This is a genomic window from Poseidonocella sedimentorum (assembly GCF_900116005.1).
GTDB classification, from domain to species: domain Bacteria; phylum Pseudomonadota; class Alphaproteobacteria; order Rhodobacterales; family Rhodobacteraceae; genus Poseidonocella; species Poseidonocella sedimentorum.
In genome coordinates this window covers 15,926-28,942 of sequence record NZ_FOYI01000013.1, presented here as the reverse complement: position 1 = coordinate 28,942, position 13,017 = coordinate 15,926, and the positions used below count along the sequence as shown (strand labels likewise).

16 protein-coding genes and 1 riboswitch are annotated in these 13,017 nt (G+C 66.5%); of the genes, 4 read left to right on the top strand and 12 right to left on the bottom strand.

Annotated elements, in window-relative coordinates; all coding sequences use genetic code 11:
* Positions 1–5 precede the first annotated feature (5 nt).
* The 6 genes from BM353_RS14510 to BM353_RS14485 form a co-directional block, all read right to left on the bottom strand.
* Positions 6–518: a hypothetical protein gene (locus BM353_RS14510; protein ID WP_092082122.1), complete on the bottom strand. Its 513-nt coding sequence runs from the start codon at positions 516–518 to the stop codon at positions 6–8.
* 53 nt (positions 519–571) lie between these two features.
* Positions 572–1,273: a CbtA family protein gene (locus BM353_RS14505; protein WP_092082120.1), complete on the bottom strand. Its 702-nt coding sequence runs from the start codon at positions 1,271–1,273 to the stop codon at positions 572–574.
* Positions 1,274–1,277: 4 nt separating this feature from the next.
* Positions 1,278–1,457 (bottom strand): CbtB domain-containing protein, encoded by a 180-nt coding sequence (locus tag BM353_RS14500; RefSeq protein WP_092082118.1) that lies wholly within the window; start codon positions 1,455–1,457, stop codon positions 1,278–1,280.
* A gap of 31 nt (positions 1,458–1,488) precedes the next feature.
* A riboswitch (cobalamin riboswitch) is annotated at positions 1,489–1,712 on the bottom strand.
* 132 nt (positions 1,713–1,844) lie between these two features.
* On the bottom strand, positions 1,845–2,771 hold the full coding sequence (gene argF, locus BM353_RS14495; protein ID WP_092082116.1) for an ornithine carbamoyltransferase: 927 nt from the start codon (positions 2,769–2,771) through the stop codon (positions 1,845–1,847).
* Between the two features lie 108 nt (positions 2,772–2,879).
* Positions 2,880–4,058: an aspartate aminotransferase family protein gene (locus tag BM353_RS14490; protein WP_092082114.1), complete on the bottom strand. Its 1,179-nt coding sequence runs from the start codon at positions 4,056–4,058 to the stop codon at positions 2,880–2,882.
* A gap of 251 nt (positions 4,059–4,309) precedes the next feature.
* Positions 4,310–5,122, bottom strand: coding sequence for an ABC transporter permease (locus BM353_RS14485; RefSeq protein WP_092082222.1), 813 nt, complete (start codon positions 5,120–5,122; stop codon positions 4,310–4,312).
* 123 nt (positions 5,123–5,245) lie between these two features.
* Here BM353_RS14485 and BM353_RS14480 point away from each other — a divergent pair, with 123 nt between their 5' ends.
* The 4 genes from BM353_RS14480 to rpsI all read left to right on the top strand — a co-directional run bounded on the left by BM353_RS14480 (position 5,246) and on the right by rpsI (position 7,539).
* The gene (locus BM353_RS14480; protein WP_092082220.1) at positions 5,246–5,818 is read left to right on the top strand and encodes a GcrA family cell cycle regulator; all 573 of its coding nucleotides are present in this window, start codon (positions 5,246–5,248) and stop codon (positions 5,816–5,818) included.
* A gap of 128 nt (positions 5,819–5,946) precedes the next feature.
* On the top strand, positions 5,947–6,432 hold the full coding sequence (locus BM353_RS14475) for a DUF421 domain-containing protein (protein ID WP_177220566.1): 486 nt from the start codon (positions 5,947–5,949) through the stop codon (positions 6,430–6,432).
* Between the two features lie 151 nt (positions 6,433–6,583).
* Entirely contained in the window at positions 6,584–7,048 is a 465-nt protein-coding gene (gene rplM / locus BM353_RS14470; RefSeq protein WP_092082110.1) for a 50S ribosomal protein L13, read from the top strand.
* A complete protein-coding gene (gene rpsI, locus BM353_RS14465) occupies positions 7,048–7,539 on the top strand; it encodes a 30S ribosomal protein S9 (protein WP_092082108.1) in 492 nt (163 codons plus the stop codon). Before rplM ends, rpsI begins: the two co-directional genes overlap by 1 nt.
* Before the next feature lie 85 nt (positions 7,540–7,624).
* Here the strand turns inward: rpsI and BM353_RS14460 are convergent, their stop codons facing one another.
* The 6 genes from BM353_RS14460 to BM353_RS14435 form a co-directional block, all read right to left on the bottom strand.
* Complete coding sequence (locus BM353_RS14460) at positions 7,625–8,398, bottom strand: hypothetical protein (protein ID WP_092082106.1); 774 nt, start codon at positions 8,396–8,398, stop codon at positions 7,625–7,627.
* 11 nt (positions 8,399–8,409) lie between these two features.
* Positions 8,410–9,024: a TetR/AcrR family transcriptional regulator gene (locus BM353_RS14455; RefSeq protein ID WP_092082104.1), complete on the bottom strand. Its 615-nt coding sequence runs from the start codon at positions 9,022–9,024 to the stop codon at positions 8,410–8,412.
* Complete coding sequence (gene ppk2, locus BM353_RS14450; protein ID WP_092082102.1) at positions 9,017–9,886, bottom strand: polyphosphate kinase 2; 870 nt, start codon at positions 9,884–9,886, stop codon at positions 9,017–9,019. Before ppk2 ends, BM353_RS14455 begins: the two co-directional genes overlap by 8 nt.
* Positions 9,887–9,933: 47 nt before the next feature.
* Complete coding sequence (locus BM353_RS14445) at positions 9,934–10,908, bottom strand: alpha/beta fold hydrolase (protein ID WP_245759669.1); 975 nt, start codon at positions 10,906–10,908, stop codon at positions 9,934–9,936.
* A gap of 90 nt (positions 10,909–10,998) precedes the next feature.
* Positions 10,999–11,937, bottom strand: a complete 939-nt coding sequence (gene metA / locus BM353_RS14440; RefSeq protein ID WP_092082100.1) for a homoserine O-acetyltransferase MetA — start codon at positions 11,935–11,937, stop codon at positions 10,999–11,001.
* A gap of 214 nt (positions 11,938–12,151) precedes the next feature.
* Positions 12,152–13,012, bottom strand: a complete 861-nt coding sequence (locus BM353_RS14435; protein WP_092082216.1) for an ATPase — start codon at positions 13,010–13,012, stop codon at positions 12,152–12,154.
* Positions 13,013–13,017: the final 5 nt, after the last annotated feature.

The following is a 13,017-nucleotide window of genomic DNA, read 5'->3' as shown; positions in this document are numbered from 1 at the left end:
GGGGCCTACTTGAGATTGGCGCGCGCTCGGTTCTCGATCGTGACCGACGCGGCAATCGGCGCGCCATTCACCGCAAGGCCGCTGTGATCGTTGGCATTGAGCGAGACGGTGATGTCGACCTCGCCCTGCGGCAACCCGTCGAGATGGACCCAGTTTCCATAGACCCGCCCGAGCTTGACGCCATTGGCGTAGACATGGGCATGGCCCTCGCCGCTTGCATTGGCGCGGCTGGCGTTTTGCGGGGCGAAGGTGAAATTCTCGGTGATGAGTTTCAAATTCCAACCGTTTGAGGGGTCAGGGAATATCTCCAGATCCAGGGTCGGCCGCCCGGCGGGCGCAACCTCGATCAGCGCGCCGTGGTCGTGGCTCGCATGAGGGGCCTGTGCGGCGGCGCCGTGATGGGCGGGATCGCCGTGATCATGGCCGTCGAAGGTGATGCCGTAGCCGGCGGCGAGGGTAAAGCCGAGGCCGCCGCCGAAGATCAGACCAATGGCGAAAAGGGGAAGGGCGCGGTTCATCGCACTGTCTCCGAATAGGGGGTGCGCGGGGCGGAGCCGCCCCGCTGATGGCGTCAGGCCTGTTGCCCGAGCCCTGCGTCATCGGCGCTTTCGCGGGCCCAGAAATAGCCCGAAAAGACACCCAGAAGCGCCCAGGCGGCCATGCCGACACCAAGCGCCCGCGCGGCGAAGAGCGCGCCGATTTCGGTGGGCACGGGGCCAGTGAAGACATCGGGCTCCGGTGCGCCGATGAGATGCGGGGCCAGAAGCAGAACCGCAGCGGCGAGCCATGCGGGCAGACCGCGCCCGAAGCCGATGAGCCACATGGCGGCCGCGGCGGCGGCGACTGTCGCGGCCCACCAGATCTGGCGCGCCCCCACATCGGCCGCGGCGACGCCGGGCACTTCGGGCGCGAGGGTAAAGCCCGGCGCGAGATGCGCCGCGACGAACCCTGCGAGCCCCCAGAGCAGGCCGCTCCGGCCATTGATCGGCGCGCCGCGCGATTGGGCGAGGGCCATGAGCCCCACGAGGATCATCGCGTAGCCGCTGTAGATCAGCATGGTGAAGACGATGCTCAACCCGTCGCGTACCGGCTCGAAGCCGGGCAGATCCTGCAGGGCGGAGACGGGCTCGGCACCGAAATGGACGAGGGCCCCGGATTCATAGAGCTCGGCGTGGAGCAGAACCGGTTGGACAAAGACGAGCTGTAGCAGGGCGGCGATCAGCCCTGCTGCGCTCCCAGCGAACAACGCGCTGGTCAACAATTTCGAAAGCATTGGATCAGTGGCAGGGGAAGCCGGTGGCGTGGCGCACGTCATGCGCCGCGTCATGCAGCGCGGAGGCCTGCACGTGGCCGGTCAGGGCGACGATTCCGATGCCGATCGCCGCGACCATGAAGATGGCGGCAAGGCCCTCACGGGCCGATGATGTTTCAGAACGAACGGCGGTTGCCACGGTCATGTCAGTCACTCCTTTTCCTCGCACCCGAGGTCGGTTTCCAAGGTGGCCGGCAGGTCTCCTGACTTGCGGGTCAACGCGTCTGGCTGGCCTTCCCGGATCGCTCCAGTGGCATCGTCAGCCAGCGCTCGCCGCTCACAGTTGCGGGGGCAGTTGCAGGTTTGGCCGGAGGGGTCCTCGCGCGCCGCACTGCATTCCCTTTTACGCCCGGGCGCATCCTTGGGGGTGCGCCGCGGGACCGAACACCTCTTCACCTGTGCCAGAGCGCGGGCGGGCGCGTCAATCGATTTCGTCATACGGCACCGGCTCGCATGTGGAATGCTGCGCGCCGGTGAGTATTTTTGAAGAGAAGAAGCGGGGAGCGGCGGGCTGTCCCCGCGCCGTCGGGGCTCAGGTGCCGAGGCAGTAGCGCATGATGGCTTTCTGGGCGTGGAGGCGGTTTTCGGCTTCGTCGAAGATCACCGAGTGGGGCCCATCCATGACGGCGCTGGTCGCCTCCTCGCCGCGGTGGGCGGGCAGGCAGTGCATGAACAGCGCGTCGGGTTTGGCGTGGGCCATGAGCGCTTCGTTGACCTGGTAGCCGCGCAGCAGGTTGTGGCGGCGTTCCTTGGTCGACTGGCTGTCGTGCATCGAGACCCAGGTGTCGGTCACGACGAGGTCGGCGCCTTCGACGGCGGCGACGGGATCGCGTTCGATGGTCACGCTCACCCCGGCGTCACGGGCGAGGCCGATGAAGTCGTCTTCGGGATCGAGCGCGGTCGGGCCGGAGAAGGTGATGTCGAAGCCGAAGCGGGCGGCGGCGTGCAGGAATGAAGAGAAGACGTTGTTGCCATCTCCGCACCAGGTCACGCGGCGGCCGCGGATCGGGCCGCGGTGCTCTTCGTAGGTGAGGATGTCGGCCATGATCTGGCAGGGGTGGGTGCGGTCGGTCAGGCCGTTGATCACCGGGACGGTGGCGTGGTCGGCCAGTTCGAGCAGGACGGATTCGTCAAATGTCCGGATCATGATGAGGTCGACATAGCGCGAGAGCACGCGGGCGGTGTCGGCGATGGTTTCGCCGTGGCCGAGCTGCATGTCGTTGCCCGAGAGCACCATGGTCTGGCCGCCCATCTGGCGCACGCCGACGTCGAAGGAGACGCGGGTCCGGGTCGAGGGTTTCTCGAAGATCAGAGCGACCATCTGGCCGGCGAGCGGTTGGGTGTCGTCGGGAGCGCCCTTGGGCCGGCCGGCGCGGGCGGATTTCATGGCGCGGGCCTGGTCGATCATGTCGCGCAGGGCGGAGGTATCGGTTTTGTGGATGTCGAGGAAATGGGGCATGGCGGGGCCTCTTGACTGGGGGAGGGCGGGGGCGCGGCCCCCGGACCCCCGGAGTATTTGCGAAGAGAAGAAGATCGGGTCGGGTTGGGACTCAGGGTGTTGGCGATCTCATGCGGCGGTGGCGCGGAGGTTGGTTGCGGCGCGGTCGAGGCGGGTTACGGCCTCGGCGATCTCGTCTTCGGAGATGGTGAGCGGGGGAAGGAGGCGCAGGACGTTGCCGGCGGCCGGGACGGTGATGAGCTCGGCGTCGTAGCCGGCGGCGAGCACGTCGGTGTTGGGAAGGCGGCAGGTGAGGCCGAGCATGAGGCCGGAGCCGCGGACACCGTCGAAGACATCCGGGTGTGCGGCGATGAGGCCTTCGAGTTTCTGGCGCAGGAGGCCGGCCTTCCGGTTGACCGCGTCGAGGAAGGCCGGGTCGGCCACGTGGTCGATGACTGCGCAGCCGACGGCGCAGGCGAGCGGGTTGCCGCCATAGGTGGAGCCGTGGGTTCCGGCGGTCATCTGGGCGGCGGCCGATTCGGTGGCGAGCACGGCGCCGAGGGGGAAGCCGCCGCCGATGCCTTTGGCGACCATCATGATGTCGGGCGTGATGCCGGCCCATTCGTGGGCGAAGAGGCGGCCCGTCCGGCCCATGCCGCATTGCACTTCGTCGAGGATGAGGAGGATGCCGTGGCTGTCGCACAGGGCGCGGAGGCGTTTCAGGTCGGCCTCTGGGAGGGGACGGATGCCGCCTTCGCCCTGAATCGGCTCGACGAGGATTGCCGCCGTGGTCTCGTCGATGGCGGCTTCCATGGCGTCGATATCGCCCCAGGGGAAATGGGCGAAACCGGGCAGGAGCGGACCGAAGCCCTCGGTCATCTTGGGCGATCCCGCAGCGGCGATGCCCGCCGAGGAGCGGCCGTGAAACGCGCCTTCGAAGGTGAAGATGACGCTGCGCGCGGGGTCGGTTTCGGCGAAGTGCTTGCGGGCCATCTTGACGGCGAGTTCGCAGGATTCGGTGCCGGAGTTGGTGAAGAAAACCGTGTCGGCGAAGGTCAGGTCGACGAGTTTGCGGGCGAGCGCCTCCTGCTGCGGGATGCGGTAGAGGTTGGAGACGTGCCAGAGCGCGCCGGCCTGCTCGGTGAGGGCGGCGACGAGGGCCGGGTGGGCATGGCCGAGCGCGTTGACCGCGATGCCCGCGCCAAGGTCGAGGAAGCGGCGCCCGTCTGCCTCGATCAGCCAGCTTCCTTCGCCCTTGATGAATTCAAGGGGCGCGCGGTTGTAGGTCGGCAAAACGGCAGGGATCATCGGGTTTCCTCTGGTCGGAGGCCTCATCCGGGGGCCGTGCGGTCCCGGTACGGGGCACAGGCTGAGTGCATGAGGCGGGCGGTCAAGTCAATATTGGGGCTGGGGGCGGGCCGGTTGTTGCGGCCCGATGCAAAGCGGCTGCGCGCGGGTCAGGCGCGGGCGAGCTGTCGTCGGAGGAGCTTTGCAATCATTGTCATGCCCCGTGTCTTACCGCCGGGGCACCGGTTTGAAAAGCCCCCGATCTTCCCGGCTCAGGCCTTCAGCCGGTAGCCGCGGTGGATCATGCTCCAGGCGAGGGTGCAGATCGCGAGGCAGGCGCCGATGCAGACCGCGAGGCCAAGCCATGGGTTGGCATCCGCCTGGCCGATGACGCCGTAGCGCACGCCGTCGATGAGGTAGTAGAACGGGTTGAAATGGGTGATTTCCCGCAGCACGGGGGGCAGGGCGTTGACCGAGTAGAACGTCCCCGAGAGGAAGGCGAGCGGGGTGATGATGAAATTGGTGATCGCGGCCATCTGGTCGAATTTCTGGGCGTAGATCCCCGCGACCATGCCGAGCCCGCCGACGAAGATCGCGCCCAGCAGGACGAAGGACAGGGCAAAAAGCGGATGGGCGAGGCCGATCCCCAGCGTGAGCGCGAGGCCCAGCCAGATCGCCACCGCCACGGCGCCGCCGCGCACGATGGCGCCCGCAAGATAGCCCAGAACCAGCTCGATCGCGCTCAGGGGGGGCATCAGCGTGTCGACGATATTGCCCTGGACCTTGGAGATGACGATCGACGACGAGGTGTTGGCGAAGGCGTTCTGAATCACCGTCATCATCAGGATCCCCGGCGCGATGAAATGGGTAAACGGCACGCCCATCACATCACCGCGGCGCGGCCCGATGGCGATTGAGAAGATCAGCAAGAAGAGCCCGGCGGTCACGAGCGGGGCGAGCAATGTCTGGGTCCAGACGGCCAGAAAGCGCTGGATCTCCCGCCGGGCGAGCGTCTGCAATCCGAGCCAGTTCCAGCGGCCGAACCGCCGCGTGCCAATCTCATTGCCGAGGGTGCCATCATACATCTTGTCGTCTCCTTGCGTCACGCGCCTTGTAACTCAGCCAGCGCTGCATAGAATAGGGGTCTTGTGAAATGCCCGGACTGGCCTTCTGCGGGAATGGCCGGTTTTCGAAACGTGGGGAAAGACATGTCCTGGACCGATGAGCGCGTCGAATTGCTGAAGAAGATGTGGGGGGAAGGGCAGTCGGCAAGTCAGATCGCCAAAGAACTCGGTGGGGTTACGCGGAATGCCGTGATCGGCAAGGTGCACCGGCTGGGCCTCAGCAACCGCACCAGCGGCGCGAGCCCGGCGGCCAAGCCCGCCAAGGAGGCCGATAAGGCGCAAGAGCCCGCCAAGCCCGCCGCGGCGCGCAAGTCGGCCGCGCCGCAGCCCGAGGCCGAAGCGCCCAAGCCCCAGCCCGTGACGACGACGCCCGCGCGCAAGCAGATCATCCCCGCCGGGCAGCCGCTTCCGCCGCAGCCCTCGGCCAATGAGATTGATCCGGCGGCTCTGGCCAAGGTCAACGAGGTCGAGAAGAAAGCTAAGAAGCTCTCGCTGATGGAGCTCACCGAGCGGACCTGCAAATGGCCCGTGGGCGATCCGGCGACGGAGGATTTCTGGTTCTGTGGTCTGCCGGTCCAACCCGGCAAACCCTATTGCGAGGCGCATGTGGGCGTCGCGTTCCAGCCCATGAGCACGCGCCGCGACCGTCGCCGCTGAGCCGTCGAGGCCGGCCTGATCCGGTGCCCCGCCCGATCCCGCGCCTCACGCCCGGGAACCCGGGGCGGGGTGGCGCGCGTTTGTCTCAGAGGTGTGTGAGATAGAGGTGCGGCGTGGACTGGTCGGAGATGTTCTTTCAAGGGTGGTCCGGGATCGTCCGGATCTTGGTGGTGGGCACGCTCGCCTATGCCTTTCTCGTCGTCTCTCTGCGGGTGTCGGGCAAGCGCACCCTGGCCAAGCTGAACGCCTTTGACCTTGTCATCACGGTGGCCTTTGGCTCCACTCTCGCCTCGATCCTGCTCAGCGAGGATATCGCGCTCGCCGAAGGGGCGGTGGCGCTTCTCCTGTTGATCGCGCTGCAATTCTCGGTGGCTGTCCTTTCCCTGCGCTCAACGCGCTTCGCCCGGCTGGTCCGGTCCGAGCCGACGCTGCTGGTGCGGGACGGGGTCGTCCTCAGCGGTGCGATGCGGCGGGCGCGGGTGACGCGCGAAGAGCTCGAGACCGTGGCCCGGCGTGATGGCAAGACCGATCTCGATACCGTCGCGGCATTGGTGCTGGAATCGGATGGATCCTTCTCGGTTCTGACCGGGGAGGCGCCCCGGAATATGGGGTAAAATAATACCTTTATTGCAAGGCATTGATTTTCAACACTTAATCCATATTCCCGCCCCTTGACTGCGCGTAGGGCTTGTTTATAACCCGCCCATCGCATGACAGGGTGCGCGCGCCGCGTCTGCCCGATCCGTAAAGAAAGTAGAGCCCGAAATGAAAACCTTCTCTGCAACGCCGGCAGATGTGGACAAGAAGTGGATCCTGATCGACGCCGAGGGCGTTGTTCTGGGCCGTCTTGCCTCCATCGTGGCCATGCGCCTGCGCGGCAAGCACAAAGCCTCCTTCACGCCCCATATCGACATGGGCGACAACGTGATCATCATCAACGCCGACAAGATCCAGCTGACCGGCAAGAAACGTGATGAGAACTTTTACTGGCACACCGGCCACCCCGGCGGCATCAAGTCGCGCACCAAGGAGCAGATCCTTGAGGGGGCGCACCCCGAGCGCGTGGTGACGCAGGCGGTCAAGCGCATGCTGCCGGGCAACCGGCTGTCGCGCGTCCAGATGACCAACCTGCGCGTCTATGCCGGCACCGAGCATCCGCATGAGGCGCAGCAGCCCGAAGTGCTGGATGTCAAATCCATGAACAAGAAAAACACCCGGGTGGCGAAATAATGGCTGACCAGATCAATTCCCTCGAAGAGCTCGCCTCCGTCGCCGAAGGCACGGATGCGGTTGTCACCGAGATGGCCGAACCCCGCGATCCCGTCCGCGACGAGCTGGGCCGGTCCTATGCGACCGGCAAGCGGAAGGACGCGGTTGCCCGTGTCTGGATCAAGCCGGGCTCCGGCAAGGTCACCGTCAACGGCAAGGAGCTCAACAGCTACTTCGCCCGCCCGGTGCTTCAGATGATCCTGCGTCAGCCGTTCCAGGTTGCCGGTGTCGAAGACCAGTTCGACGTGACCGCGACGGTCAAGGGCGGCGGTCTCTCCGGTCAGGCCGGTGCGGTCAAGCACGGCATCTCCAAGGCGCTGCAGCTGTATGATCCCAGCCTGCGCTCGCCGCTCAAGGCGGCCGGCTTCCTCACCCGCGACAGCCGCGTGGTCGAGCGGAAGAAATACGGTAAGCGCAAGGCGCGCCGGAGCTTCCAGTTCTCCAAGCGCTGATCCCAGCGACATATGCCATCAAGGGCCGCGCCATGTTGCGCGGCCTTTTTCGTCCGCGAGCCTTGGCGCACTCGGCGCGCGCGCGTCAGTCTTCCGATTTCGAGGCCATCCGCCGCCGGCGTTTGCGCATCCGTCGCAAGCGGCGGAAGATGCCGCCGGTATCGCGGTTGACGTCGATCAGGAGCGGGCAGGCCAGCCGCCGAAGCACCGGATCGGCCTCGGCGCTTTTCCACAGATCGGCCAGCAGGTTCTTGTCCAGATCGCCCTTGAGCAGCGAAAACCGCGTGAGCCCGTAGGGCAGGCGCTGGCTCGCGCTCTGGAGGGTCTGGAACGGCTGATCCGGCGCGCGCGTCGAATGCAGCCGCTCGTTTTCATAGAGCTTGATCGTGTTAAAAAAGACGCTGAGCTCGGTGGCCGAGATCCGTTGCGCCTCGGTCCAGCCGAAGACCTTGAAGCTCATCAGCGCGGAGTAGAGCCAGCGTTTGGGCAGCGCGCGCAGCAGGAACGCGTGATGATCGGTCCAGAAGCTGCGGAACGTGTCGCGGGCCTCATCGGGCGGGTCCGTCCGGCGCGAGGTGGCGATGACCAGCCCGTGCAGCGCCAGCGCCTCGGACTGTCCGGCGAATTCCGCGCGCAGCTCTTCGAGCTTGGCCGCGGCCGACATCAGGTGCGGGCCCGGGGGCGCCACGTCTTGCGGGATCTGCCGGGCGAGGACCGCCTCCAGTCCTTCCGCCAGCGCCGCACGCAAGACCCCCTCGACGCCCTCATAGGGCCGGGCGTATTTGCCTTGGGTCTCCCGCGCGCGCACGAGGTGGTCGAAGCCGCCGGAATAGGTGAATTTACCGCGCTCCCCGGTCACGCGCGGCCGCCTCAGTCGGCGTCCACGAGGCCGAGGCCGCGCAGGTAGACGCCGATGCCGGTTTCCAGAAGGTCCTCCGGCGGGAAGGGGCTCTGGTTGCCCGGCGAGTTGCGGGCAAAAAGCTCCACCACGCCATGCGACAGCGCCCAGATATGGGCCGAAAACATCGACGGCGGCGGGCGTTTTTCCGGCGGGATGTGTTCCGAAAGATCCCCCGCGGCCTTTTCGAGGACCGCCCAGGCGCGCGTGGCGAGCGTCGACAGATCCGGGTCGCGGTTAACCGACACGCCGCTTTCGAACATCGCGATGTAGTAGCCGGGATACTTGCGCGCAAAGGCGAGATAGGCCCGCCCCGTCGCCTCGAAGGCCGCAAGCGCCGAGGGTTGCCCGGATTGATAGGCGTGCTCCATCAGATCGCCGAAGATCGCATACCCCTGCCGCGCGGCCTCGGCGATCAGGTCTTCGCGCCCGTCGAAATGGCGATAGACCGCCGCCGGGGTCACGCCCGCCTGCTTGGCCGCCTCCGACAATGTGAAGCCCATGGGCCCCTTCGCCTCGATCAGATCGAGAGCCGCATCGACGAGGGCTTGGCGCAGATTGCCATGATGGTACCCGCGTTTACCCATCCCAGATGCCGGGGCCTCCGCAGATGATCGGATCGGGGCTGCCGACGGCCGCCACATCCTTGCGCTCATAGTCGATCTGGCTGAGGACGGTCCGGATCGCCGAGAGCCGCGCGCGGCGTTTGTCATCGCTGCGCAGGATGGTCCACGGCGCGATCTCGGTGTGGCTGCGCTCGAAGGTCTCGGCGATGGCGGCCGAATATTCCTCCCATTTGCGCAGGCCCTCCACGTCGATCCAGCTCAGTTTCCACTGTTTGAGCGGGTCTTTCTCGCGGTCGAGAAAGCGCTTGAGCTGCTCGGCCCGCCCAACGTTGAGCCAGAGCTTGACCAGCATGATCCCGTCATCGACCAACATCTTCTCGAACTCGCGGACCTGCGCGAAGAACTGTTCCCGCTGGCCATGGGTGCAGAAGCCGAACACATGCTCGACCACCGCGCGATTGTACCAGGAGCGGTCAAAAAAGACGATGTCGCCCGCGGCGGGCAGGTGGTGCGCGTAGCGCTGGAAATACCACTGCGTGGCTTCGGTCTCGGTCGGCTTGGACAGCGCGACAACGCGGGCCTTGCGCGGGTTGAGGTTCTCGCGGAAGCGCTTGATCGTCCCGCCCTTGCCGGCCGCGTCGCGCCCCTCGAAGAGGATCGCGAGCCGTGTGCCGGTCTGGCGCGCCCAGCTCTGCATCTTGACCAGCTCGATCTGCAGCGCCTCCATCTCGCGCTCATAGCTCTTGCGGCCCATCCGTTTCGAATAGGGGTAGGTCGGGTTCAGAATCTCGCCCTTCTCGGCCGCCTCCAGCGCGCTGCGGATCGCGTCCGGCGCCTCGTTGTCGAAATAGGCGGAGATTTCGCCGTCGAAGGGTTTGTTCATCTGCCTCGGTCCCTTTCGTTGCCTGTCAATATGGGGGCATCATGGCGTCAACGCAATCCGGCGCGCGCCACGGCCCGGTCGATCGCGGCCCGCGCGGCGGCGGGATCGGCGTGATGCGGCATGTGCCCCACGCCGGGCAGGACCTGCAGCCGCGCGCCCGGGGCCCGCTCGGCCAGACGGCGCGAATGGATCGCGAGCGGGACGATGGTGTCGGCATCGCCATGGATCAGCTCGATGGGCAAGGTGAGCGCCGGATAGCGCGGGGCCATCAGTTCGATTTCCGGCAAGAGCCCGTTCACCTGCTGGGCATTGGCGCGCAGGCTCTCGGGGCGCAGCGAGAGGGGCGCGCCCACATGGGCAAGATAGCCCGGCGGCGGCGATTGTGGCGCGAAGATATCGGCCACCGTCTCCTCCAGCCGTGAGGGCGGAGCGAGCGCCGAGAGGAGCGGGACCGCCACCGCCCCGCCAAGCGCCGAGGCGTTGATCCGGTAGAGCGCGCCGAGCCCGCCGTCCCAAGGGTGTGACGGCGCGGCGAAGAGCGCGAGACCCGCGACCCGCTCCGGCGCCTCCAGCGCCCAGGCGAGCGCCACCGCCCCGCCGTAGGAGTGGCCCACCACAACCGCCCGCTCCACCCCGAGCGCGCGCGCGGCGGCATCGAGCAGGCGGGCCTGATCGGCGGCACTCTCATGGTCGGTGTTGAGCGCACCGGTCGTGCCGGGCAGCCGGTCGGTCCAGCCTAGCCCGGGCCGGTCAAAGGCGATGACCCGGTAATCCCGCGCCAGATCCTCCACCAGCGAGAAGGTAAAATCGCGCGCATTGCCCGACGCGCCGTGGATCAGGATGATCGTGGGGCCTGTCCCCGCCACATGCGCATGCACCGTGGTCTCGCCGATCCGGAGCAGCTCGCCGGTTGGCGGAAAGGCCTCTTCCGCGCGCTCCGTCCGGCTTGCGTTCACCGTGGTGCAGGCCCCCGCAAGCGCCGCCAGAACGGCCGCCGCAATCGCTCCGATCCATCGTCGCACGTCTGAAACCTCGCTCGCTGCCGTGAGAGTCGCTGCGTCGTGACCTAGCCGTGGCTCGCCCGCAGGCAAGCCCGGACAAAGCGCCCGCCGCTAGCGGCGCAGATCCGTCCGGCTCTGCCCGATCCGCGCCATGTCAAACGGCGTGGTGAGGTAGATCTCGCTGATCCAGTTGCCATAGAGCAGATGCGCATGGCTCCGCCACCGGTTCTTTGGCGGGCGGCTCGGATCATCGTCGGGAAAGAAGTTGCACGGCACATTGATCGGCGCCCCGGCCGCCAGATCGCGCTCATATTCCTCGCGCAGCGTCGTGCTGTCATATTCGAAATGGTTGAAGACATAGAGCGCCCGATGCGCCGGATCCTCCACCAGACAGGGGCCGACCTCGTCTGATCCCAGAAGCGTCTCAAGCTCGGGGATCGCGTCGATCTCATCTTGCCGCATCTCGGTCCAGCGCGAGACGGGGATGACGAAATCATCGGAAAACCCCCGCAGATAGGGCGAGGCGGGCACGAGGTTATGATGCCGGAAACAGCCGAAGGCTTTGACCGTCAGCGCGTGTTTCTGCAAGCCGCGGAAGTGATAGGCCATCGCCATCCCGCCCCAGCAGACGCCGATGGTGGAATGCACGTTGGTCTGGGTCCACTGGAACACCTCGCGCAGCTCCTCCCAATAGGTCACCTCGTCAAACGGCAGATGCTCGATCGGCGCGCCAGTGATGATGAGCCCGTCGAACTTCTCGTCGCGGACCTCGCGAAACGTGCGGTAGAAGGCCTCCATATGTTCGGCAGCGGTGTTCTTGGTCTCGTGCTCGCTCATCCGGATGAGCTGCAGGTCGATCTGCAAGGGCGTCGCGCCGATCAGCCGGGCGAACTGCGTCTCCGTCTGGATCTTCTTGGGCATGAGGTTGAGAAGCCCGATGCGGATGGGCCGGATGTCCTGATGCGCCGCCTGCGCCTCGGCCATGACCATGACGCCCTCTTCGGTCAGGACGTCAAAGGCGGGCAGGTCGGCGGGGATCTTGATCGGCATGGGCTGTCATCCTTTCTGGAAGACCGCAAATAGCGCCTCTCGCGCGGCTTTTCCAGAGCCAGACGACACGGCATCCGCCCGCCTCGCGCGACCCTCTACTCGGTCAGACCCGCCCGCCCCACGCGCGCCCGCCGCCGGGCCGGCCCCGCACGGGGCTGGCACGGCTTGTGTCGTGAGCGCCGGAACGGCGCTCTCCGCTTTGAAACAGCATGGCTCAGCGCGCGGGCAGGGCACCCGCGACAACCTCGTTGAAATCCGCCTCGTCGCGCACATCCGCGAGGTCTTCCGCCGCCACCGTGATCCCCCAGTTCTGCGCCATCCGCGCATAGAGCGGCTCGCGATGCGCCATCGCCCGCGCGTAGGTCCAGCGGATGAAGACGTCGGGGTCCACCTCCGCGCCGCTCAGCCCGCTTTCGGCCAGATACCGCTCCCAGCAGTCGGTCAGGAAACTCTCGCGGTAGCACATCGGCTTGGGCGCGCGGTCGAACCGGCGGATCAGGTCATCAGTGTGGGCCTCGCTGCCCTTGATCCAGATCATCAGCGTTGTGGCGCTGAGCGTCGAGAGAACCTCGTCGCCCGGATCTTCCGGGTCCACCCATTCGCAGATCGACCCGCCGGTATCGCAGACGAAATGCGGATAGCCGTAGAGCGCTTCGGCCCGGTCGATGAAATAGGGCGTGTCGAGAAGCGCGCGGATTTCCGCGTGGCGAAACTGCGCCTGGCGCCGCCGGAACTCATCGATCGGCACGCCGCCTTTCTCCACCGCGCCGGGCTTGCCCAGATAGGTTGAGACGGGCGAAAGGTTCTCGAAGGTGATGTTGGAGCCGATGTAGATCGAATCCGTCCGCAGCAGCTCCCGCAGGAAGGGGACCTTCATCGCCTCGCGCTTGGCATTGTCGGCGATGTATTCGCCCATGTAGCGCGTCCCGATGCGGTAATCGATCGAGTAGTGAAACCACTCGCCGCTCTGGCGAAGCATGTCCGACAGATGCGTCTTTCCAAGGCCCGACATCGCAAAGAAGAGCGCGCGTTTTTTCGGCGCCGCGCGCCACGCGGCGGCGGTGGGGTAGAGCAACCTGC